At 65.0% G+C, this 22,387-nt stretch carries 19 protein-coding genes; 18 read left to right on the top strand and 1 reads right to left on the bottom strand.

Annotated elements, in window-relative coordinates; genetic code table 11:
• Positions 1-271 precede the first annotated feature (271 nt).
• The 10 genes from N551_RS0131425 (at position 272) to N551_RS0131470 (ending at position 10,151) form a co-directional block, all read left to right on the top strand.
• On the top strand, positions 272-1,306 hold the full coding sequence (locus N551_RS0131425; protein WP_027570297.1) for an ABC transporter substrate-binding protein: 1,035 nt from the start codon (positions 272-274) through the stop codon (positions 1,304-1,306).
• Positions 1,307-1,329: 23 nt separating this feature from the next.
• Positions 1,330-2,364, top strand: coding sequence for an ABC transporter ATP-binding protein (locus N551_RS0131430; protein ID WP_027570298.1), 1,035 nt, complete (start codon positions 1,330-1,332; stop codon positions 2,362-2,364).
• Positions 2,361-3,236 (top strand): ABC transporter permease, encoded by an 876-nt coding sequence (locus N551_RS0131435; protein WP_027570299.1) that lies wholly within the window; start codon positions 2,361-2,363, stop codon positions 3,234-3,236. The genes N551_RS0131430 and N551_RS0131435 overlap by 4 nt, the downstream gene beginning before the upstream one ends.
• Complete coding sequence (locus N551_RS0131440) at positions 3,233-4,039, top strand: ABC transporter permease (RefSeq protein ID WP_027570300.1); 807 nt, start codon at positions 3,233-3,235, stop codon at positions 4,037-4,039. Before N551_RS0131435 ends, N551_RS0131440 begins: the two co-directional genes overlap by 4 nt.
• A gap of 8 nt (positions 4,040-4,047) precedes the next feature.
• Complete coding sequence (locus N551_RS0131445; RefSeq protein WP_027570301.1) at positions 4,048-5,184, top strand: FAD-binding oxidoreductase; 1,137 nt, start codon at positions 4,048-4,050, stop codon at positions 5,182-5,184.
• A 19-nt stretch (positions 5,185-5,203) separates the two neighbouring features.
• A complete protein-coding gene (locus N551_RS0131450; RefSeq protein WP_027570302.1) occupies positions 5,204-5,500 on the top strand; it encodes a (2Fe-2S)-binding protein in 297 nt (98 codons plus the stop codon).
• On the top strand, positions 5,497-6,915 hold the full coding sequence (locus N551_RS0131455; protein WP_027570303.1) for an NAD(P)/FAD-dependent oxidoreductase: 1,419 nt from the start codon (positions 5,497-5,499) through the stop codon (positions 6,913-6,915). The genes N551_RS0131450 and N551_RS0131455 overlap by 4 nt, the downstream gene beginning before the upstream one ends.
• Complete coding sequence (locus N551_RS0131460; protein ID WP_027570304.1) at positions 6,912-8,033, top strand: FAD-binding oxidoreductase; 1,122 nt, start codon at positions 6,912-6,914, stop codon at positions 8,031-8,033. The genes N551_RS0131455 and N551_RS0131460 overlap by 4 nt, the downstream gene beginning before the upstream one ends.
• Positions 8,034-8,047: 14 nt before the next feature.
• A complete protein-coding gene (locus tag N551_RS0131465) occupies positions 8,048-8,395 on the top strand; it encodes a RidA family protein (protein WP_007596366.1) in 348 nt (115 codons plus the stop codon).
• A gap of 172 nt (positions 8,396-8,567) precedes the next feature.
• Positions 8,568-10,151, top strand: coding sequence for an ABC-F family ATP-binding cassette domain-containing protein (locus N551_RS0131470; protein ID WP_027570305.1), 1,584 nt, complete (start codon positions 8,568-8,570; stop codon positions 10,149-10,151).
• A gap of 177 nt (positions 10,152-10,328) precedes the next feature.
• On the opposite strand, the gene N551_RS0131475 is transcribed toward N551_RS0131470, so the two are convergent.
• Positions 10,329-11,663 (bottom strand): dicarboxylate/amino acid:cation symporter, encoded by a 1,335-nt coding sequence (locus N551_RS0131475; protein WP_027570306.1) that lies wholly within the window; start codon positions 11,661-11,663, stop codon positions 10,329-10,331.
• A 125-nt stretch (positions 11,664-11,788) separates the two neighbouring features.
• On the opposite strand from N551_RS0131475, the gene N551_RS0131480 reads away from it, so the two are divergent.
• The 8 genes from N551_RS0131480 (at position 11,789) to N551_RS0131515 (ending at position 22,367) form a co-directional block, all read left to right on the top strand.
• Positions 11,789-13,108, top strand: a complete 1,320-nt coding sequence (locus N551_RS0131480) for a solute carrier family 23 protein (RefSeq protein ID WP_027570307.1) — start codon at positions 11,789-11,791, stop codon at positions 13,106-13,108.
• A 73-nt stretch (positions 13,109-13,181) separates the two neighbouring features.
• Positions 13,182-14,018, top strand: coding sequence for an SDR family oxidoreductase (locus tag N551_RS0131485; RefSeq protein ID WP_027570308.1), 837 nt, complete (start codon positions 13,182-13,184; stop codon positions 14,016-14,018).
• 194 nt (positions 14,019-14,212) lie between these two features.
• Positions 14,213-15,796, top strand: coding sequence for a hypothetical protein (locus N551_RS36430; protein ID WP_155810057.1), 1,584 nt, complete (start codon positions 14,213-14,215; stop codon positions 15,794-15,796).
• A gap of 16 nt (positions 15,797-15,812) precedes the next feature.
• Positions 15,813-16,439, top strand: coding sequence for a hypothetical protein (locus N551_RS0131495; protein ID WP_027570309.1), 627 nt, complete (start codon positions 15,813-15,815; stop codon positions 16,437-16,439).
• A 52-nt stretch (positions 16,440-16,491) separates the two neighbouring features.
• Complete coding sequence (locus tag N551_RS0131500; protein ID WP_245287880.1) at positions 16,492-17,622, top strand: LuxR family transcriptional regulator; 1,131 nt, start codon at positions 16,492-16,494, stop codon at positions 17,620-17,622.
• 37 nt (positions 17,623-17,659) lie between these two features.
• Complete coding sequence (locus N551_RS0131505) at positions 17,660-18,481, top strand: NAD-dependent protein deacetylase (RefSeq protein ID WP_027570311.1); 822 nt, start codon at positions 17,660-17,662, stop codon at positions 18,479-18,481.
• A 140-nt stretch (positions 18,482-18,621) separates the two neighbouring features.
• Complete coding sequence (locus N551_RS0131510; protein ID WP_027570312.1) at positions 18,622-20,706, top strand: hydantoinase/oxoprolinase family protein; 2,085 nt, start codon at positions 18,622-18,624, stop codon at positions 20,704-20,706.
• A 2-nt stretch (positions 20,707-20,708) separates the two neighbouring features.
• Positions 20,709-22,367 carry a hydantoinase B/oxoprolinase family protein gene (locus N551_RS0131515; RefSeq protein ID WP_027570313.1) on the top strand — a complete coding sequence of 553 codons (1,659 nt, stop codon included), beginning with the start codon at positions 20,709-20,711 and terminating at the stop codon, positions 22,365-22,367.
• Positions 22,368-22,387 lie beyond the last annotated feature (20 nt).

Genomic DNA, 22,387 nt, shown 5'->3' on the forward strand with positions numbered 1-22,387 from the left:
CCTGAATTCCATTCATAACATTTAGGCATACAGAGGGTGCCATTATTCATTGGACGACGGAAGCCGGAGTTTGCGATCTTTTTCATCAGAGCTGGAGACGGCCCGCTTTTTCGGCAGATTGGAGGGGTTCGAACCTCCGGATCGCGCGAAACCTGTCGAGCAGGGGCCGGAGCCCTGTTGGAGAGGGGTTTTGCGCGGAAGGAAATGCGGAAGGTTCAGCCAACGAGACTCGTCGGCACGTCACCTCATCCCGGTATGGAGATCGGACCACATGAAGACTCTTCGCCTTCTGACAGCGGTCAGCATCGCGGCCCTCATCGCCGCCCCGTCGGTCGCCACGGCCCAGCAAAAGACGCTCTACGTCGCCGGCTATGGCGGCTCGTTCGAGAAGACCATCCGTGACGAGGTGATCCCGACCTTCGAGAAGCAGAACGGCGTCAAGGTCGAGTACGTCGCCGGCAACTCCACCGACACGCTGGCCAAGCTCCAGGCGCAGAAGGGCAACCAGCAGATCGACGTCGCCATCGTCGACGACGGCCCGATGTACCAGGCGATCCAGCTCGGCTTCTGCGGCAAGCTCGATGGCTTGCCGGCCGATCTCTACGACACCGCGCGCTTCAAGGACGATCGTGCGGTCGCCATCGGCATCGTCGCGACCGGCCTGATGTACAACACCAAGGTATTCGCGGAGAAGGGCTGGGCGCCGCCGACCTCCTGGAACGATCTAAAGGACACGAAATACGCCAAGCAGCTCGTGATCCCTCCGATCAACAATACCTATGGCCTCGAAGCGCTGGTGATGCTGTCGAAGATGAACGGCGGCGGCGAAACCAACGTCGATTCCGGCTTCAAGATCTTCAAGGAGCAGATCAATCCGAACGTGCTCGCCTATGAGCCGTCGCCGGGCAAGATGACCGAGCTGTTCCAGTCCGGCCAGGCTGTAATCGCGGTGTGGGGCACCGGCCGCGTGCAGAGCTTCGCCAATACCGGCTTCCCCGTCGACTTCGTCTACCCGAAGGAAGGCGCCGCGACGCTGCTGACCACCGCCTGTCCGATCACCAAGCCGAACGCCTCGCCGCTTGCGTCCAGCTTCGTCAAGATGCTGCTCGAACCCAAGATCCAGCTCGTGATGCTGAAGGACTACGGCTACGGCCCGGTGCTGAAATCGCTGGTTATCCCGCCCGAGCTCGGCAAGATGGCGCCGATCGGCGAACGTGCGGCAAAGCTCTATAATCCGGACTGGACTGTCATCAACGAGAAGCGTGAGGAATGGACCAAGCGCTGGAATCGCGAGGTCGAACGCTGATCGTTCGCGGCGGAGACAGCGTCATGGCTTATCTCGAGCTCGATCGGGTCGCAAAACAGTTCGGCGCGCAGACTGTCGTCGACGACTTCAGTCTCGCGGTGGGGAAGGGGGAGTTTGTCTCCTTCCTCGGTCCCTCCGGCTGCGGCAAGACAACGACCCTGCAAATGATTGCGGGCTTCCTCGATCCCAGCCGCGGCGCGATCCGGCTGGAAGGCAAGGACCTGACCGCGATCCATCCGGCCAAACGCGGGCTTGGGATCGTGTTCCAGAGCTACGCGCTGTTTCCGCACATGACCGCGGCCGAGAATGTCGCCTTCGGCCTCGAGATGCGCAATGTGCCGCGCGGCGAACGGACCGAGCGCGTCCGCGCTGCGCTCGCGATGGTCGGGCTTGCCGGCTACGAGGATCGCCATCCGCGCCGCATGTCCGGCGGCCAGCAGCAGCGCGTGGCGCTGGCGCGCGCGCTGGTGATCAAGCCGAGCGTATTGCTGCTCGACGAGCCGCTATCCAATCTCGACGCCAAGCTGCGCGAGGAGATGCAGATCGAGCTGCGCCAGATCCAGCGCACCATCGGCACCACCACGATCCTCGTCACCCACGACCAGAACGAGGCGATGTCGCTGTCCGACCGCATCGTGGTGATGAGCCAGGGCCGGATCGAGCAGATAGGCACGCCGCAGGAGACCTATGAGAAGCCGGCCTCGGCCTTCGTCTCGCAGTTTTTGGGCAAGACCAACGACTTTGCCGCGACGATCGATCGGACCAGTGCGCCTGCGCGACTGATCGCCGGCTCGTGGAGCGCGCCTGCGCCTGCCGGGCGCAGCGGTCCCGTCACCATCAGCATTCGCCCCGAGCGGATCGACTTTGGCGACGCAGGCCTCAGCGCAAAGATCGTCACGCGCATCTTCCAAGGCAATCACTGGCTGTTCCAGTGCGACAGCGAATGTGGCCCGGCGACCGTAATCCGCCAGAATGACGGCCGGTCGCAACCGGTCGAAGGCGAGGCAGTTCACCTCACCTGGCGGCCGGAGGACATGGGCGTGAGAGGCGTCGCATGAGCGCTTCCGCCGAGGAACGAAACGCACGCACGCCGTGGGCGCTGACCGCGCCCGCTTTGATGCTGTTCGTCGGCGTGCTCCTGATTCCGCTGGCAATGACCGTGATGCTGTCGTTCCATGACTGGGGCCAGTACAAGGGCATCGAGCCGGTCTTCATCCTCAAGAACTGGCACGAGATCGTCACCGATCCCTATTACGCCGAGATGTTCGGGCGAACGTTTCGCATCGCGATCCTGACCACGCTGCTCACCGCGCTGCTCGGTGCGCCCGAAGCCTACATCCTCAACCGCATGGGCGGACGCTGGAAGAGCGTTTTCCTGCTGGTCATCCTGGGGCCGCTGTTGATTTCCGTGGTGGCGCGGACGCTCGGCTGGGCGCTGCTGTTCGGCGGCAATAACGGCCTCGTCAACAAGCTCTTGATGTCGGTCGGGTTGATCCGCGCGCCTATCCCCTTCATGTTCACCGAGACCGGAATGGTTATCGCGCTTGCGCATGTGATGATGCCATTCATGGTGCTGTCGGTGTGGGCGGCGCTGCAGCGTCTCGATCCGCAGATCGAGAATGCCGCGATGTCGCTCGGCGCCGGCCCTGTGACCATCATCCGCCGCATCATCATGCCGCAGATCATGCCGGGCGTGCTGTCGGGGGCGATCATCGTGTTTTCGCTCTCGGCCAGTGCGTTTGCGACGCCCGCCATCATTGGCGGCCGCCGACTCAAGGTGGCGGCGACGCTCGCCTATGACGAATTCCTCAACACGCTGAACTGGCCGCTGGGTGCGGCGGTCGCCACGCTGCTGCTGGCCGCGCTGGTCTTGATCGTCGTCGGCAGCAACGCACTAATCGAGCGCCGTTACGCGGAGGTGTTCCGATGAGCCGGAATGGCCCGCTGGCGCTGATCTTCCACACCATCTTCGTCATCGTCATGGTGGCGCCGATCCTCGTCGTCTGCCTCGTCGCGTTCACGCCTGAAGGCTTCTTGTCGCTGCCGACAAACGGTTTTTCGCTGCGCTGGTTCAGGGCGATCGCCAACTATCCCGAATTCGTCCATGCTTTCTGGGTCAGTCTTGGCCTTGGCGCACTGTCCTCCTTCGTGGCGCTGCTGTTCGCAGTGCCTGCGGCGCTCGCGATCGCGCGCTATCGGTTCCGCGGCCGAGACGCACTGGCGGCACTGTTCCTGTCGCCGCTCATGATCCCGCATGTCGTGCTCGGCATCGCGTTCCTGCGCTTCTTCACCTCGGCCGGCCTCGGCGGCAGCTTCGCCGCGCTGATCATCGCGCATGTCATCATCGTGTTTCCGTTCGCGCTGCGGCTGACGCTGGCGGCGGCGACCGGCATGGACCTCTCGGTCGAGATGGCGGCGGTCTCGCTCGGCGCCGGCGGCTGGACGCTGTTCCGCCGCGTGACGCTGCCGTTGATCCTGCCCGGGGTCATCAGCGGCTGGGCGCTCGCCTTCATCCAGTCCTTCGACGATCTCACCATGACCGTCTTCCTCGCGGCACCCGGCACCGAAACACTGCCGGTGCGCATGTTTCTGTACATCCAGGACAACATCGATCCGCTGGTGACGTCGGTTTCGGCCTGCGTGATCGCGATCACCATGACCGCCCTCATTCTGCTCGACCGCTTCTACGGGCTCGACCGCGTGCTCGCCGGCAAGGGCGATACAGGGCGATAGGAGAATCCATGCGAACAGATTACGACGTCGCCGTCGTCGGCGGCGGATTGCTCGGCTCCGCCATCTCCTGGGGGCTCGGCCGGCTCGGCAGACGCGTCGCCGTGCTCGACGAAGGCGACATCACCAAGCGCGCCTCGCGTGCCAACTTTGCGCTGGTCTGGGTGCAGAGCAAGGGCCTCGGCATGCCGGCCTATACGGTGTGGACTGTGCAGGCGTCGCAGGCGTGGGGCCGGCTCGCATCCGAGTTGAAGCAGCAGACTGGCCTCGATGTCTCTCTTCAGCAGAATGGCGGCTTTCATCTCACGCTCGGCGAGGACGAATTCGGTCAGCGCACCGAGCTGGTCAAGCGCATGCACAACCAGACAGGCGCCGCCGACTACAAGATGGAGATGCTGCCGGCGTCCGAGGTGAAGAAGGCGCTGCCGCTGATTGGGCCTGAAGTTTCGGGCGGCAGTTATTGTCCGCTCGACGGTCACGTCAATTCGCTGCGCACGTTTCGTGCGTTCCACACCGGCTTCAAGGCCTTCGGCATCGATTATCTTCCGGAGCGTCCGGTCTCGGCGATCAGCCAGAGCGGCGGTGAATTCCGCCTGACGACGCCGCAGGGCGAGCTCCGTGCCGCCAAGATCGTGCTCGCCGCCGGCAATGCCAACCAGACGCTGGCGCCGATGGTCGGTCTCTACGCCCCGATGGGCCCGACCCGTGGCCAGATCGTGGTGACCGAGCGCACCATGCCGTTCCTGCCGCATCCGCTGACCACGATTCGGCAGACCGACGAAGGCACGGTGATGATCGGTGACAGCAAGGAAGACGAGCTCGACGATCGTACGATGAAGCATTCGATCAGCGCCGTGATGACCGATCGCGCCCAGCGCATGTTTCCGCATCTGTCGCGGCTCAACGTGGTCAGGAGCTGGGCCGGCATCCGCGTCATGCCGCAGGACGGCTTTCCGATCTACGACCAGTCGGAGACGCATCCCGGCGCCTTCGTCGCCTGCTGCCATTCCGGCGTGACGCTCGCCTCCAACCACGCTTTCGAGATCGCGCGGATGGTCGAGCAGGGCGCGCTCGAGCCGGAGCTGGTCGGCGCGTTCTCGGCCAGCCGTTTTGGCGCCGCCGGTGCCGCGAACAACAGCGGCTACTAGGGATATTGAAGGAGCCAGGATGTTCAAACGATCCGAGCAGGACAAGCGGCCACCGGTGCAAATCTTCGTCGATGGCGTTGCCGTCGCCGCGCGGCAGGGCGACACCGTCTCTGCGGCGCTGCTGGCCTCGAGCTGCGATGCACGCCGTTCGACCGCGGTGAGCGGCGCGCTGCGTTTGCCCTATTGCATGATGGGCGTGTGCTTCGACTGCCTCGTCACCATCGACGGCGTCGGCAACCGCCAGGGTTGCCTGGTGCCGGTCACCGAGGGCATGCAGATCGAGATTCAGAAGGGCAAGCGGGAGATCGGGAAATGACTGTGGCTCCCAAGCGCGAAGAATACGACGTCGTGGTGATAGGGGCCGGGCCTGCCGGCCTCGCCGCTGCTGCGACGTCCGCCGAAGCCGGCCTGTCGACGTTGCTGCTAGACGAGAATATCGGGCCCGGCGGCCAGGTGTTCCGCGCCATCGCCTCGACACCGGTGACCGAGCGCGATCAGCTCGGCGCTGACTATTGGGTGGGCGCCGATCTCGTGCGGGCGCTACGCGCAGGCAACGCCGAGGTCATCCACCGCGCCACCGTCTGGAGCCTCGACCGCAACCTCGACATCGCCGTCTCGGTCGGCGGCGCGTCCGCGTTCGTAAAGGCCAAGCGCGTGATCCTCGCGACTGGCGCACTGGAGCGGCCGTTCCCCATTCCCGGCTGGACGCTGCCGGGCGTGATGACCGCGGGCGCCGCGCAAACGATGTTGAAATCATCGGCCCTGGTGCCGGATGGCCGTACCGTGATTGCAGGGCAGGGGCCGCTGCTCTGGCTGCTCGCCGCGCAGATCTTGCGTCTCGGCGGTCGCATCGATCGCATTCTCGACACCACCGCGCGCGGCAATTATTTCGCGGCTCTCCCCCACGCCTTTGCCTTCCTGACCTCGCCTTATTTCGCCAAGGGCCTGTCGATGATGCGCGAGGTGAAGGCGAAGGTGCAGGTCGTGTCCGGCGTCACCGAGCTTGCGACATCTGGCGACGGCCAGCTCGCGAGCGTGAACTATGTCGCCGGCGGCAAGCGCGAAACCGTCCTTGCGGATCTCTTGTTGCTGCACCAGGGCGTCGTGCCCAACGTCAATCTGGCGATGGCGGCCGGAATCGAGCATCGCTGGGATGATCTGCAATTGTGCTGGTCTCCGGTGCTCGATGCCAGCGGCAATTCGTCGGTCGCCGGCATTGCGATTGCCGGCGACGGCGCCGGCATCGGCGGTGCGAGTGCAGCCGTGGTGCGCGGCCGCATCGCGGCCCGCGCGGCGGTGGAGGCGTTGGCGCCTGCGGCTGCCACAAAACTTGCGCCGATGGCGAGCCTCCGCGCCGATCTCGCCAAGGCCGAACGTGGCCGCGTTTTTCTCGACACGCTGTTCCGGCCGGTGCCGCAATTTCGCATTCCCGCGGGCGACACCATCGTCTGTCGCTGCGAGGAGGTCACGGCAAAGGATATTCTCGATGCCGTCGCGATCGGCGCGACCGGGCCGAACCAGCTCAAGGCCTATCGCCGCACCGGCATGGGTCCGTGCCAGGGCCGACTCTGTGGCCTCACCGTCACCGAGCTGATGGCGCAGGCGCGGGGCAAGAGCCCGCAGGAGATTGGCTATTACCGGCTGCGCGCGCCGGTCAAGCCGATCACGCTCGCCGAGCTTGCCGCGGTTCCGAAGAGCGAAGACGACATCAAGGCGGTGGTGCGCGGATGACGAAAAACGTGGATGCGATCGTCGTGGGCGGCGGCATCCACGGGTGCTCGACTGCGCTGCATCTGTGTCTCGCCGGCCTGAAACCGGTGCTGATCGAGAAGGACTATGCTGGCCGCCACGCCTCCGGCGTCAACGCCGGTGGCGTGCGCCAGCTGGCGCGGCACATCCCCGAAATCCCGCTTTCGATCCGCTCGATGGGAATGTGGGAGAAGATCACCGATCTCCTCGACGACGATTGCAGCTTTGAGAGCTATGGCCAGGTCCTCGTCGCCGAGAACGAGGAGGAACTCGCGGTCTGCCGCGCACGTGTGGCCGAGCTCAACGTGCTCGGCTTCACCCACGAGGAGCTGATCGATGCGGCCGAGTTGCGGCGCCTCGTGCCTGCAGTCGCCGAGAGCTGTCCCGGCGGCGTGGTCTCGCGCCGCGACGGTGCGGCCAATCCTGCGCAGGCGACGACGGCGTTCCGGCGCAAGGCCGGGCAGCTCGGTGCGACCGTTCGCGAGGGCATTGCCGCCACGAACATCCGGCACACCGATGGTCTCTGGCATGTCGATGTCGGCGCCGAGAGCTTTGCCGCGCCGGTGCTCGTCAATGCCGCCGGCGCCTGGGCCGGGACCATTGCAGCCGCGCTCGGTGAGCCCGTTCCGGTCGAGACCGTGGCGCCGATGCTGATGATCACCTCGCGCGTGCCGCATTTCATCGATCCAGTCGTGATCCTGCGCGGCCGCAAGCTCTCCTTCAAGCAATTCAAGAACGGCACGGTGCTGATCGGCGGCGGCCATCTGGCAACGCCCTATCAGGATCGAAACGAGACGGTGCTGGACTGGAAGAGCCTCGCGACCAGCGCCCGCACCGTGTTCGAGCTGTTCCCGGTCATGCGCAGCGCGACGATCGTCCGCGCCTGGGCCGGCATCGAGGCCAAGACCAAGGACGATCTGCCCGTGTTTGGACCGAGCAGCCGGCACAAGGGCCTCTATCACCAGTTCGGTTTCTCGCTGCACGGTTTCCAGCTCGGCCCCGGCGCGGGCGCCGTCATGGCGGAGCTGATCGTCAACGGCGGCACCCAGACCCGCATCGGCGAACTCGGCATCGACCGTTTCTATTCCCCCACGCTCTAGCAAAAGAGGACATCATGAGCATTACCCGCAGCATCCGCACGCCCATCATGCACCGCGCCGTCGAAGCCAACGGCTTCGTCTTCATTGGCGGCACCATCGCCGACGACACCTCGGTGTCGATGGGCGAGCAGACCCGCAACATCCTCGGCAAGATCGCCGGCTATCTGAAGGAAGCGGGTACCGACAAGTCGCGCGTCGTGAGCACCTCGATCTTCGTCACGGACCTTTCCAAGAAGAAGGAGATGGACGCGGTCTGGACCGAGTTCTTCGGCGACAATCTGCCGACCCGCGCCACCGTCGGTGTCGCCGATCTCGGCGGCAGCGCGCTGATCGAGGTCGTGGTCACCGCGCTCAAGGGCTGATCGCGCAGGCCAGCGGGGCACGTCAGCGCTCCGCGCGCCGCCTTCCCTGCGAGCCTCGCCTTGATCTCGCCCTTCGATGAGATTAGTTAGAGAGCTCCTCAAACAGGATATTCGAGAGCCATGGATTTTACCCCGACCGCAAAGCCGACCTGCCTTGCTCACGGGGAATTCCATGCCTGCTTCCATCATCCTGTCCAACCTGTCGCTGTCCACACCTGACGGCCGCTGTCTTTTCTCCAATATCGATCTGACGTTCCGAGCCGAGCGGACCGGCCTCGTCGGTCGCAACGGCGTCGGGAAGACGACGCTGCTTGCGTCGATTTCGCGCGAGCACATTCCTCCGTCGGGGCGCGTTGCCATCAACGGAACAGTTGGTCTGCTACGCCAGAACGTCCAGCCGCTTGCGGGCGCGAAGGTGATCGACCTGTTCGGTGCGCGAGCCGCGCTCGATCTTCTTCGCCGTGTCGAGCGCGGAGACGCCTCGGCCGAGGAGGTTTCCGAGGTCGATTGGACCCTCGAAACACGGCTTACGTCCGCCCTTGCGCGTGTCGGGTTCGACGTCGCTCCGGAGATCGAGCTCGACCGCCTGTCGGGCGGGCAGGTCACGCGGGTTCGTCTCGCCGCGCTGATCTTCGCGGAGCCGGACTTCCTGCTGCTCGACGAGCCCACCAACAATCTCGATCGGGAGGGACGCAAGGCGGTGATCGATTTCCTTGCCTCCTGGCGCGGCGGGGCGATTGTCGTCAGCCACGATCGGAACCTGCTCGAAACCATGGATGCGATCGTCGAGCTGACGTCGCTCGGAGCCGCGCGATACGGCGGCAATTGGAGCAGTTATTGCGAGCAGAAAGCCCTTGCGCTTGCGGCTGTCAGGCACGACCTCGCGCATGCCCAGAGGCGCCTGTCCGAGATCGACGGGAAAGCGCAGGAGGCCGCGGAGAGGAAAGCGCGCAAGGACAGCGGGGGCAAGAAGAAGCGCGCCAAGGGCGACATACCGCGCATCCTGGCCGGCGCGCGCAAGGACCGTAGTGAAGACACCGGCGGCAAGAACGCGCACATCGCCGAGCGGATGCGCGCGGATGCGCTCGAGGCCGTCGATACGGCGCGCCGACGCATCGAGATTCTTCAGCCGCTGTCGGTGAAATTGCCCTCGACCCGGCTGCCGACGGGCAGGGAGGTGGTTTGGCTCGATCGCGTCAGCGCCGGCTATGGGCCGGATAGGGAAGTCTTGCGCGATCTATCGCTTGCGATCGTCGGTCCGGAGCGCGTGGCAATCGTCGGGCCCAACGGCTCAGGCAAGACGACGCTGCTGAAACTCGTCGCCGGCGAGTTGCATCAGCTCTCCGGCACCGTGCGGGTCAAGCCGGATGTTGCGCTGTTCGATCAGAAGGTCAGTCTGCTCGATCCCGCGATCTCCATCCTGGACAATTTTGGGCGCTTCCATCCGAAGGCGGGTGCAAATGAATGCCATGCCGCGCTGGCCCGGTTCATGTTCCGTGCCGATGCGGCCTTGCAGATAGTCGGACGCCTGAGCGGCGGGCAGATGTTTCGCGCCGGCCTTGCCTGCGTGCTGGGCGGTGCGACGCCGCCGTCCCTGCTGATCCTCGACGAGCCGACCAATCATCTCGACATTGAATCCATCGAAGCCGTGGAAGCAGGTCTGAGGGCCTATGACGGCGCGCTGCTCGTCGTCAGTCATGACGAGGCGTTCTTGCAGGCGATCGGGATCACGCGCAGGGTCGAACTGGCCGGCTAAATCGGCTGCCCATCGTTGATTAACAAAAACCCGACGCCCTGCCCCCAGCGCGTCGGGTGGAAAAAGATGAGTATCAATCCGTGATCCCAACGCAGCAGTTGTGACTCGCGTTGCGCCAATTTACCACTCCGGGAAACTACCGCGTTGGAACCGGACGCCGCCAAACCTGCGTCCGGCCTAGGAGGCGGCGCTGCCGCCCGGTTCAAGCGCCTCACCCATCTCCAGCGGATGGGCCATGGCCTCGTGCAGCGCGTCGCGGTCGAGCTCGCCTTCGGAGATGCTGATGACGACGCAGGCGACGCCGTTACCGATCAGATTGGTCAGCGCGCGGCACTCGCTCATGAACTTGTCGATGCCGACCAGGATCGCGATCGACTGGATCGGGATGTCGGGCACGATCGAGAGCGTTGCCGCGAGCGTGATGAAGCCCGCCCCGGTCACGCCCGAGGCGCCCTTCGAGGTGATCATGGCGATGCCGAGAATGCCGAGCTCCTGCCAGATGGTCAGATGGGTATTGGTCGCCTGCGCCAGGAACAGCGTCGCCAGCGTCATGTAGATGTTGGTGCCGTCGAGGTTGAAGCTGTACCCGGTCGGAATCACGAGGCCGACCACCGACCGCGAGGCGCCGAGATGCTCCATCTTCTGGATCATCTGCGGCAGCACAGTCTCCGACGACGAGGTGCCGAGCACGATCAGGAGCTCGTCCTTGATGTAGGCGATGAAGCGCAGGATCGAGAAGCCGGCGAGCCTTGCGATCGCCCCCAGCACGACCAGCACGAACAGCATGCTGGTGAGATAGAACGTGCCGATCAGGGCGGCGAGGTTGAGCAGCGAACCAAGGCCGTAGGCGCCGACGGTGAAGGCCATCGCGCCGAACGCCCCGATCGGGGCGACGCGCACGATGATGCGGATGATGCCGAAGAACATCTTTGCGGCCTTGTCGATCGCCTCGGCGATGGGCTCGCCGGCCTTGCCGAGAAAGGCGATGGCGAAACCCGACAGGATCGAGATCAGCAGCACCTGCAACAGATCGCCACGTGCGATGGCGCCCAGATAGCTGTCGGGGATGATCGCCAGCAGATGGGCGACGATGCCTTCTTCCTTGGCCTTGGTGACGTAGGTCGCCACCGATTTCGGGTCGATCGTGGCGGGATCGATGTTGAAGCCGTGTCCGGGCTGGAGCACCTCGCCGACCAGAAGGCCGATCGCGAGCGCGACGGTCGAGACCGTCTCGAAATAGATCAGCGACTTCAGCCCGACCCGGCCAACGCGCTTGAGGTCGCCCATCGAGGAGATGCCGTGCACCACCGTGCAGAAGATCACCGGCGCGATCATCATCTTGATCAGCGCGATGAAACCGTCGCCGAGCGGCTTCAGGGCCTTGCCGAGATCAGGATAGAAATAGCCGATGAGCACCCCGAGCGCGATCGCGATCAGCACCTGGATGTAGAGGATCTTGTACCAGGGCTGGTGCCGGCGGTGGATGGCTGGCTGGATCGCAATCTGTGTCATAGAATAGGCCCCGGAACGTATTGATCTTGTTTGATTTGCATCATGTGATGGCCGCCGCAGAAGCGACAATCACATTTTTGTCTGTTCGCACGAAGATCGGTCGCTGCACCGCAACTGGGGGGAACATGCCGATTGCAACGGGCTCCGAACAGCGAGCGCAAGGCTATTTCCCGCTTTGGACTTTGAAGTCCTCCGGCGTGATCATGCCCGAGGAGCGGCTGCCGCTTGGCCAGACCGTCGTGTCCGGTCTCCAGCATTGCGTCGCAATGTCGGGCTCGACGATCATCGCGCCGCTGCTGATGGGGTTCGATCCCAATGTTGCGGTGCTGTTTTCCGGCATCGGCACGCTGATCTTCTTCGTCATCGTCGCGGGGCGCGTGCCGAGCTATCTCGGCTCGAGCTTCGCGTTCATCGCGGTCGTCATCGCCGCCACCGGCTATGCCGGGCACGGGCCGAACCCGAACCTGTCGGTTGCGCTTGGCGGCATCGTCGGGGCCGGCGTCCTCTACGGCGTGATCGCGCTGATCGTGATGTGGTCGGGGGTTGGCTGGGTCGAGAGGCTGTTGCCGCCGGCCGTCACCGGCGCTGTGGTCGCCGCGATCGGTCTCAACCTCGCGCCCGTGGCGGTCAAGGCCGTGAGCGCCAATGCGTTCGACACAGCAATCGGGCTCGCGACAGTTCTGATCGTTGGCGTGGTTGCCGTGGGCGCACGGGGCCTGTGGCGCCGCCTGCCGATCATCCTCGGCGCGATTGGCGGTTATCTCTTGTACCTGCTGTTCGCGAACGGCCTCGGCTTCGGCAAGCCGATAGATTTCACCCCGCTTGCGGCTGCGCCGTGGATCGGCCTGCCGAGTTTTACCACGCCGACCTTCCAGACCGATGCGATCGTCCTAATTGCGCCGGTTGCGATCATTCTCGTCGCCGAGAACCTCGGTCACATCAAGGCCGTCGGCGCCATGACGGGCCGGAGCCTCGATGACTATCTCGGCCGCGCCTTGCTCGCCGACAGCCTCGCGACCATCGTGGCGGCCTGCGGCGGCGGCACCGGGGTTACCACCTATGCCGAAAACATCGGCGTCATGGCGGCCACGAAGGTCTATTCGACCTTGCTGTTTGCCTTCGCGGCGGTGGTGTCGATCGTGCTCGGCTTCTCGCCGAAATTCGGCGCGCTGATCTTGTCGATCCCGGGTCCTGTCATCGGTGGGCTCTCGATCGTGCTGTTCGGATTGATCGCCGCGATGGCCGGCCGGATCTGGGTCGAGAACAAGGTCGACTTCTCAAGTCCGGCAAACCTGATCACCGTGGCGGTCGCGCTCACCGCAGGCGCCGGCGACCTCACGCTCAAATTCGGCGCCTTCACGATCGGCGGGATCGGCACCGCAACCTTTGGCGCCATCATCCTGTACCAGATCCTGACTTCGCCATTCGCGCGCCGCGTCGAATGAATCGCAGCGATGCGCTGAGGGATGGAACAAAAAGCCGGTTCCGTCGCTGATCAGGGCATCCCGGAGAGGACCCATGCCACAAACCGATCGCTCGACCTCGTTTCACTCGCGACTTGTCGGCCAGTACGCGCTGGTGACCGGCGCCTCCCAAGGCATCGGCCGCGCCGTCGCCATCCGGCTTGCCCAGGAAGGCGCGACCGTCGCCATCAACTATTTCGGTCACGCTGAAGGGGCTGAGGAGACACTCGCGCTCGCGCGGACGGCATCGGGTGATCGCGGCCACGGCAGGCTCGATCACATCATCGTCAAGGCCGATGTCGGCAATGAACAAGACGTCGCCGCGATGTTCGAGACGATTCTGGCGCGCTGGAAGCGCCTCGACTGCCTCGTCAACAATGCCGGCTTCCAGCGGGAATCGCCGAGCGAAGCGCTCGACATCGAGACCTACCGCCGCATCATCGACGTCAATCTCAACGGCGCCGTGTTCTGCGCCCAGAAGGCGCTCGCGCATTTCGTCGCGCGCGGCGCAGGCGGCAGCATCATCAACTGCTCGAGTGTGCACCAGATCATCCCAAAACCTGGCTATCTGGCCTATTCGATCAGCAAGGGCGGCATGGCCAATCTGACGCGCACGCTGGCACTGGAATTCGCCGGCCGTGGCATTCGCGTCAATGCGGTGGGTCCCGGCGCGATCGACACGCCGATCAACGCGGCCTGGACGGGCGATCCGGAAAAGCGGGGAGTGGTCACCAGCCACATTCCGCTGGGCCGTGTCGGCACACCGGAAGAGATCGCCGCCGTGTTCGCCTTCCTCGCGTCGGACGATGCCAGTTACATTACCGGGCAGACCATCTATGCGTGCGGAGGCCTGACGCTGTTTCCTGAGTTTCGGGACAACTGGGCGAGCTAGCAAAGATCACGAGCGTCCTTGCAGTTCTCGCGGTCTGCCTGCGGCGCCGACGCTCATCGTCGAGACTTTTCGCGATGCAATCCAGCAACAGTCGGAAAAAAGCGGGCTGTCGGCGTCGCACGCGCGAGCGAACTCAACCGAACGGTTGATGTCCCGTCCGTGGCCCTGTCCCACAGTTGCGGCAGCTTGGATCAGTGGAGAGCGAGAAGATGCCGGTCAGTTGTCCGCAACCGGGAGCGACTGATCGGGGTAGCTTGCACCGCTCGTCGCCCCGCATTGACCGCAACGCTCCTCGCATGATCACGGCGTTGGTCAACCTGGCGGTTCTCACGGCTATGGCCTTGTTCCTCGGAATGTCTCCGGCCGCCGCCCAGTGCTATTCCAATGGAAGCTCTTTCGTGGGCACCTGCTCGGCCCAAGGGACTCCCGGCTCCAACGGGATCGCAGTCGGCGATAATACCCGAGCCGACCAGCTATCCACCGCCTTTGGCGACCACGCAATTGCGCTTAACGACAGTGCGACCGCGGTGGGCCATGACGCGGTGGCCAACGACTTCGGCGTGTCGATGGGCACAAATGCCGCGAAATCAACGGTTAACCAGGGCATCACCAGCATCGGTACCAACTCCAACAGCACGGCGGCCGGCGCCGGCAGGTGGAGTACGGCAATTGGCGCGGGTGGCGACGCCGGCAGCGCTCCCAGTTCGCTCGGAAACTACAGCGTCGCGATCGGGGGCGGCGACGGTAGTTTTCTCGGAACGGGCGCAACGTCGGGCGGATTTGGGTCGGTTGCGATCGGCCTCAGCAGTTCCTCAGGGGGCGCTTCATCCACAGCCATCGGGAACGCCGCGAACGCCAGCAACACCAACTCGACTGCGGTGGGCAGCGCGGTGACCGCAAGCGGCGGCAATTCCTTCGCGGCCGGCAACAACTCCCACGCCACCGGGACGAGCGCTGTCGCGATCGGCGACGGCGCAACCGCCGGCACGGGCGCAAATGCGATTGCCATCGGCACCGGTGCAGTTTCGACCGGATCGATTGCCGTCGGCGCTGATTCGGCGGCGGCGCTCGGCAACACCGCCGTTGGCGATGGGGCAAAGGCAAGTGCCGCCGCCGGCAGTTCCGCATTCGGCAACGGTGCTGTTGCGTCGGCGTCCAATGCCACCGCAATCGGCGCTGGCAGCAACGCTACCGCTGCCGGCGCGGCGGCCTATGGACAGGGCAGCACTGCGTCTGCCGCGAGCGCAACGGCAATCGGTTCTGGCGCCACCGCGGGATTCTCGAACTCCACCGCCATCGGCTCCGGTGCGACAGTAACCGCTGCCAACCAGGTCGCGATCGGGACCGCCAGCAACACCTATCGCATGGCCGGCGTCGCCTCGGCGGCGAGCCTGGCGGCACAGAGTGGACCGGTGTCCTTCGTGACGACCGACGCGGCCGGCAATCTGGCAACGTCGAGCTTCAATCCGGCGAACATCGCCTCACTGCAGTCGCAGGTGACCTCCTTGCAGTCGCAAGTGATGGACAACCGGCTCGAAGCCCGCAGCGGGACCGCGGTCGCGCTCGCGGCCGGCTCGATGCCGGCGCTGCAACAGGGGCGCAAGTTCGCGCTCTCGGCCGGCTACGGCAATTTCGAGGGCGCCAACGCGTTTGCGGTCGGTGCAACGGCACTGCTCTATGACGGCAAGAGCTATGCCATTATCGCCAATGCCGGCGGCGGCATCGGACTCGAGCGCAGCGTTGCAGGTGGACGTGGTGCTGTCTCGATCCAGTGGTAGGAAGAACCCGTTCGTCATGACGCTGCGTTGGTTGAGCGCGGGCCTTGGTCTTCCGATTGCCGGTCTTTTGATCCTGGGGGCGGTGACGACCTCTGCGCAGCAGACGCCGCCGCAGCCCCACCAGACGCCGCCGTCGCAGCAGCAGCAGGCGGCCAAACCCGCCAATATCGACCGCAACGGCGTGCTGATGCTGATCCGCTCGACGCTGCTTGCGCTCGACCATGCCAACAAGACCGGGAACTACACCGTGCTGCGCGATCTCGGTGCGCCCGGCTTCCAGATCAACACCGCCGCAAAGCTTGCGGAGATCTTTGCCAAGCAGCGTGGCGACAAGCTCGATCTCTCCGGCCTTGCCGTGATCGATCCGCAATTGTCGCTGCTGCCGCAGATCGAGCCGAACGGGCTCCTGCACATGGCAGGATTCTTTCCGTCGGTGCCATCCCAGGTGAATTTCGAACTGATGTTCGCGCCGGTCGAAGGACAATGGCGTGTGTTCGGCGTATCATTGTCGGTGGGGCAGTCCGCACCGGTGGCGCCCGCCGCTCCTGAAGCTGGGCTTGGCAAGGCGGTCGTCTCACAGAAGCAATCCGCCCCGCCTAAGCCGGGCGCGCCTGCGAAACAGCCCCTGGTCCCGACTCAATGAGGGACGAGGTGCGGATGCCGAATCTGTTGTTCGACATGTCGGAGAGCCGGCCGTGATATCCGAAGCCGCTCTGCTTTCAGAGCTGATCGGCCTGATTTACGACGCCGCGCTCGATCCCGCCTTGTGGCCGCGCGCCCTCGAACAGGCCTGCCTGTTTGTCGGCGGGTCCTCCGGCGCCCTGTTCTGGCATGACGCGGCCACCGAACAAACCGCAGTGCTGCACCTCTTCAATGAGGAGCCGGACTACACAAAGCTCTATCTCGAGAAATATCTCGCCTTGAACCCATGCTTTCCAGCGGCCACTTTCTGCGAGGCTGGTCTCGTCTATGCATCAACAGACTTCGTCCCCTTCGAGGAGATGGTGGCGACGCGCTTCTACGAAGAGTGGATGAAGCCGCAGGGCATGATCGATGCGCTCGGGTCGAATCTGGAGAAGGGCGCAACCTATTCATCGATCGTCAGTGTCCGGATGCATGAGAAAGACGGTCTCGCCGACGCTGATGCCCGCAGCCGGTTTGCGCTGATCGTGCCGCACTTCCAGCGCGCGGTCTCGATTGGCCGGCTGTTCGATCAGAACAGGGCGACACAGGCGGTGTTGACCCAGACGCTTGACAGCGTCACGGCCGCCGTCTTTCTGGTTGGTCCCAACGGACGTCTCGCCTTCACCAACGCGCCCGGACGCGCGATGCTGGACGAGGCTGCGCTGCTCACGGAAAGAAACGGAACGTTGTTCGCTGTTGCCCTCGACGCTCAGCGCGCGTTGCGCGAAGCGCTTGTCGCCGCGGAGAACGGCAACATGCCGACAGACAGCGGCGGCTCGATTCCGCTCGGGACCTCGCAAGGCCGCTGGTTTGCCAACGTGCTGCCGTTGACCTCGGGGGACCGGCGGCGTACCGGCGCGCTGCATTCCGCGGTTGCCGCGGTGTTCGTGCGCAAGGCCTCGCCGGCAAGCCCGCCGCCGCTGGAGGCGCTTGCAAAACTCTACAGGCTCACCGCAAGCGAGGTCCGCCTGATCGACGCCGTCATGAGGGTGAGCGGGATCAAGGCGCTGGCCGAGTTGCTCGGGCTGACGCAGGCGACCGTCAAGACACACCTCCACAACGTCTTCCGCAAGACCGGTACTGCGCGGCAGAGCGAGCTCGTGAAGCTGATTGCGGGATTCGACCGGTCCGAACAGCGGTGATCTGGCAAAACCCGCCTGCGCGGACTACATCTGCGTCATGGCAAATAATCCGCTGGCAAATCATCCGCTCCAGGATTTCGTCGGCCGGCACGAACGTCTGTTCGTGCTGACCGGTGCTGGCTGCAGCACCAATTCTGGCATTCCCGATTATCGCGACAGTCACGGCAACTGGAAGCGGACCCAGCCGGTGAACTTCCAGGCTTTCATGTCGGAAGAGCATACGCGTCGGCGCTATTGGGCGCGCAGCCTGATCGGCTGGCGGCGGTTCGGCCAGGCGAGGCCGAACGATGCGCATCACGCGCTCGCCCGGCTCGAGGCGAGCGGGCGTTGCGGAATGCTGCTGACCCAGAACGTTGACCGGCTGCATCAATCCGCCGGCCACCGCCAGGTGATCGACCTGCACGGTCGGCTCGATCTGGTCCGGTGCATGGGCTGCGGCCAAAAGACGCCGCGGAGCGAATTCCAGGAGACGCTCGGCCACGCCAATGCGGAATGGTTGACGCTCGATGCGGCCGAAGCGCCCGACGGTGACGCCGACCTGGAGCATGCGGATTTTTCGTCGTTCAATGTGCCTCCCTGCGGGGCCTGCGGCGGCGTCCTCAAGCCCGATGTCGTATTCTTCGGCGAGAACGTCCCGCGCGACGTGGTCGCTACCGCTCAGGATCATCTGGCGCAGGCCGACGCCATGCTCATCGTCGGCTCATCACTGATGGTCTATTCCGGCTTTCGCTTCGTGCAGGCTGCCGCGCACCGGAAAATCCCGATCGCTGCGGTCAATCTCGGACGCACCCGCGCCGATGATCTCCTCACGCTCAAGGTCGAGGAGCGCTGCGAAGCGGCGCTTGCATTCCTGCTCTGATCGCGCGGGCTGCGAACACGCCTTGCCTATTGCATGGGTGCCAAGCAGAATAGCTGGACACAGCATGTTCCTGTCGCCCATGGCATGGAAATTGCTGCGCTTTTGTCCTCAGTCTTGACGATCAGCACGGAGAATTTGGAATGCTTGAGGGAGCCGAGGTGCGGCTTGCCGTTGATATCGGTGGCACGTTCACCGACATCGTGCTGGACGTGGGGCAGGATCGCAAGACGCGCAAATTGCTGACGACGCCGCAGCGGCCCGAACAGGCGGTGCTCGATGGCATGCGGCTCATTCTTGCCGATGCGCGCGCCCATATCAGCGACATCGACGTCTTCATTCACGGCACGACGCTCGCGACCAACGCCATCATCGAGCGTCGCGGCGCCAAGACGGCGCTGATCGCGACCGAGGGCTTTCGCGACGTGCTCGATATCGGCACCGAGAGCCGCTACGACCAGTATGACCTCTCCATCGACAAGCCGAAGCCGTTGGCGCCGCGGTCCCTGCGCTTCACGGTGCCGGAGCGTATCGACGCCCACGGTGCCGTCCGCCTCCCGCTGGACGAAGCGGCGGTGCGTGCGCTCGCGCCAAGATTGCGCGCGCTGAACGTCGAGAGCGTCGCGGTCGCCTTCCTACACTCCTACGCCAATCCCGAGCACGAGCGCCGCACGGCCGCGATCATCAGTGAGGAGATGCCCGGCATTTCCGTGACCGTATCGTCCGCGGTGTGCCCGGAGATCCGCGAATATGAGCGGACATCGACGGCGGTAGCCAACGCCTATGTGCAGCCGCTGATCGATGGTTATCTCGCCCGCATGTCCGACGCCTTGCAGGTCGAGCAGTACCGCGGCGCGATCTATCTCGTCACCTCCGGCGGCGGTGTCACCTCAATCGAGACAGCGCGGCGCTTTCCGGTGCGTCTCGTCGAATCCGGTCCTGCCGGCGGCGCCATTTTCGCGGCGCAGATCGCGGCGCGTCTCGGCGAAAGCAAGGTGCTGTCCTTCGACATGGGCGGCACCACGGCAAAGATCTGCCTGATCGAGAAATACCAGCCCGAGACCTCGCGCGTGTTCGAGGTCGATCGCGCAGCGCGCTTCCTGAAAGGCTCGGGTCTGCCGGTGCGGATTCCCGTGATCGAGATGGTCGAGATCGGCGCCGGCGGCGGCTCGATTGCCCATGTCGATGCGATGAAGCGCGTCACGGTCGGCCCCGAGAGTGCCTCCTCGGAGCCCGGGCCCGCCTGCTACGGCCGCGGCGGCCTGCGCCCGGCCGTGACGGATGCCGACGTTGCGCTCGGCATGATCGATCCCGACGATTTCGCGGGTGGAACGATCAAGCTCGACCCTGAACTCTCGAAGCAGGCGCTGCTGCGCGCCGTGGGCGAGCCGCTCGGCCTGTCGGCGGAAACCGCGGCCTATGCCGTGCACGAGGTCGTCTGCGAGAATATGGCGAGCGCGGCGCGCGTGCATGCGGTGGAGCGCGGTGAGATTGTCGGGCAGCACACGCTGATCGCCTTCGGCGGCGCGGCGCCACTGCATGCGGCGCGGGTCGCCGAGAAGATCGGTGTCTCCCGCGTGATCGTCCCTTCCAATGCCGGCGTCGGTTCGGCCGTCGGCTTCCTTGCGGCTCCGATCGCCTACGAGCTGGTGCGCAGCCGTCATGTGCGGCTCGACGATTTCGACACCGAGGGGGTCTCCGACCTGCTCCAGGAGATGGTGACCGAAGCGCGTGCGCTGGTCGAGTCGGGCGCGGCCGGTGCGCCAGTGCGCGAGCGCCGCGCGGCCTTCATGCGCTATGTCGGCCAGGGCCATGAGATCACGATTGAGTTGCCGAACCGGCGGCTGACGACGGCCGATCTGGCCGGCCTGCGCCAGAAGTTCGAAGCGGATTATGCGGCGATGTTCGAGCGGTCCATCCCGGGTGCGGCGATCGAGGTGTTGAGCTGGTCGGTGCTCGCGACGACCGAGGCGCGCAATCCGGCCACGGTCGCGGCCGTTACGCGCAAGCCCGCGGGCAAGGCGTCGGGCAGCCGCAAGTTCTTCGACGGCCGGGCAGGGGAGGTGATCGAGATCCCACTCTACCGCCGCGAGGACATGGCGCCGGGCGCTACGATTGCGGGTCCCGCGGTGATCGCCGAGGACGAGACCTCGACGTTCGTCTCCAACAGTTTTGATGCCCATATCGACGGTGCCGGCAGCATCGTCATGGAACGGAAGGCGGCCTGATCATGAGCAAGGCAAGCGGCGCGAGCCTGATCGACCTCCAGATCATGTGGCACCGGCTGATCGCCGTGGTCGAGGAGCAGGCGCAGGTGCTGCTCCGCACCGCCTTCAGCCCGATCGTGCGCGAATGCGGCGACCTCTCGGCCGGCGTGTTCGACCTCAAGGGACGGATGCTGGCGCAGGCGGTGACGGGCACCCCCGGCCACGTCAATTCGATGGCTGAATCGGTCAAGCACTTCATCGCCCACTTTCCGATCGAGACGATGAAGGAGGGCGACGCCTACATCACCAACGATCCCTGGATGGGCACCGGGCATCTCAACGATTTCGTCGTCACCACACCCTGCTTCAAGGACGGCAAGCCGGTCGCGCTGTTTTCCTGCACCAGCCATCTCATGGACATCGGCGGCATCGGCTTCGGGCCCGACGCCACCGACGTGTTCATGGAGGGGCTCTACATCCCCATGCTGAAGCTGATCGACCAGGGCGTCGTCAACGAGACGCTGATGGCGATGATCCGCACCAACACGCGGCTGCCGATCGATACCGAGGGCGACACCTACTCGCTCGCCGGCTGCAACGACGTCGGCTGCGAGCGCCTGGTCGAGATGATGACCGAGTTCGGCATCGACACCCTCGATACGCTCGGCGACTATATCTGCGACCGCTCGCGCGAGGCCGTGCTGGCCGAGATCGCCAAGCTGCCGAAGGGCACCTGGCGCAACACCATGGTGGTCGACGGCTATGACGCGCCGGTCTCGCTCGAGGCGACGCTGACGATCTCGGACGAAGGCATTCACGTCGATTTTGACGGCACCTCGGCCGCATCGAGGTTCGGCATCAACGTGCCTCTGTCCTACACCATCGCCTACACCGTGTTCGGTCTCGGCTGCGTCGTCGCCTCGCAGATCCCGAACAATGCCGGCTCGCTCTCGCCGCTGACGGTGTCGGCTCCCCCGGGCGCGATCCTCAATGCGCCGAAGCCGGCGCCGGTCGCCTCGCGTCACATCATCGGCCAGATGCTGCCCGACGTCGTGTTCGGCTGCCTGCGCCAGATCATTCCCGAGCGCGTGCCCGCCGAAGGCACATCGTGCCTGTGGAATCTCAACGTGCGCGGACAGACCCGCTCGGGCGCCGGCGGCAATTACGGATTCTCGATGGCGGTGACCTCCAATGGCGGCACCGGCGCGCGCTTCGCGAAGGACGGGCTGTCGGCGACTGCCTATCCCAGCGGCGTGCGCGGCACGCCGGTCGAGATCGCCGAGACGCAGACGCCGCTGATCTTCTGGCGCAAGGAGCTGCGTCCGGATTCCGGAGGGGCGGGGCGCACCCGCGGCGGCCTCGGCCAGATCATCGAGGTCGGCAGCGGCGTTGATGCGCCGTTCGACATCCTGGCGGCATTCGACCGCATCGATCATCCGCCACGTGGTCGCGATGGCGGCAAGAACGGCGAGGCCGGCTATGTCGGCCTGAAGTCCGGCAAGAAGCTGCGTGGAAAAGGCTTTCAGCAGGTGCCGCCGGACGACCGGCTGGTGGTGCTGACACCAGGCGGCGCCGGCATCGGCGATCCCCGGGAGCGCGCGCCGACAGCCGTCAACGACGACATCGAAAGCGGCCTCGTGTCTGCCGACAACGCGGTTACAGTTTATGGGCATGCGCGATGACGCTTCAGGCGTTGTGCGCG

Origin of the sequence: Bradyrhizobium sp. URHA0013 (assembly GCF_000518345.1) — a bacterium.
Lineage (GTDB): Bacteria > Pseudomonadota > Alphaproteobacteria > Rhizobiales > Xanthobacteraceae > Bradyrhizobium.

What these genes read in the sequence shown, in the direction of transcription:
- N551_RS0131425 (WP_027570297.1), top strand. Translation starts at nt 272, where the DNA reads ATGAAGACTCTTCGCCTTCTGACAGCGGTCAGCATCGCGGCCCTCATC.
- N551_RS0131430 (WP_027570298.1), top strand. Translation starts at nt 1,330, where the DNA reads ATGGCTTATCTCGAGCTCGATCGGGTCGCAAAACAGTTCGGCGCGCAG.
- N551_RS0131435 (WP_027570299.1), top strand. Translation starts at nt 2,361, where the DNA reads ATGAGCGCTTCCGCCGAGGAACGAAACGCACGCACGCCGTGGGCGCTG.
- N551_RS0131440 (WP_027570300.1), top strand. Translation starts at nt 3,233, where the DNA reads ATGAGCCGGAATGGCCCGCTGGCGCTGATCTTCCACACCATCTTCGTC.
- N551_RS0131445 (WP_027570301.1), top strand. Translation starts at nt 4,048, where the DNA reads ATGCGAACAGATTACGACGTCGCCGTCGTCGGCGGCGGATTGCTCGGC.
- N551_RS0131450 (WP_027570302.1), top strand. Translation starts at nt 5,204, where the DNA reads ATGTTCAAACGATCCGAGCAGGACAAGCGGCCACCGGTGCAAATCTTC.
- N551_RS0131455 (WP_027570303.1), top strand. Translation starts at nt 5,497, where the DNA reads ATGACTGTGGCTCCCAAGCGCGAAGAATACGACGTCGTGGTGATAGGG.
- N551_RS0131460 (WP_027570304.1), top strand. Translation starts at nt 6,912, where the DNA reads ATGACGAAAAACGTGGATGCGATCGTCGTGGGCGGCGGCATCCACGGG.
- N551_RS0131465 (WP_007596366.1), top strand. Translation starts at nt 8,048, where the DNA reads ATGAGCATTACCCGCAGCATCCGCACGCCCATCATGCACCGCGCCGTC.
- N551_RS0131470 (WP_027570305.1), top strand. Translation starts at nt 8,568, where the DNA reads ATGCCTGCTTCCATCATCCTGTCCAACCTGTCGCTGTCCACACCTGAC.
- N551_RS0131475 (WP_027570306.1), bottom strand. Translation starts at nt 11,663, where the DNA reads ATGACACAGATTGCGATCCAGCCAGCCATCCACCGCCGGCACCAGCCC.
- N551_RS0131480 (WP_027570307.1), top strand. Translation starts at nt 11,789, where the DNA reads ATGCCGATTGCAACGGGCTCCGAACAGCGAGCGCAAGGCTATTTCCCG.
- N551_RS0131485 (WP_027570308.1), top strand. Translation starts at nt 13,182, where the DNA reads ATGCCACAAACCGATCGCTCGACCTCGTTTCACTCGCGACTTGTCGGC.
- N551_RS0131495 (WP_027570309.1), top strand. Translation starts at nt 15,813, where the DNA reads ATGACGCTGCGTTGGTTGAGCGCGGGCCTTGGTCTTCCGATTGCCGGT.
- N551_RS0131505 (WP_027570311.1), top strand. Translation starts at nt 17,660, where the DNA reads ATGGCAAATAATCCGCTGGCAAATCATCCGCTCCAGGATTTCGTCGGC.
- N551_RS0131510 (WP_027570312.1), top strand. Translation starts at nt 18,622, where the DNA reads ATGCTTGAGGGAGCCGAGGTGCGGCTTGCCGTTGATATCGGTGGCACG.
- N551_RS0131515 (WP_027570313.1), top strand. Translation starts at nt 20,709, where the DNA reads ATGAGCAAGGCAAGCGGCGCGAGCCTGATCGACCTCCAGATCATGTGG.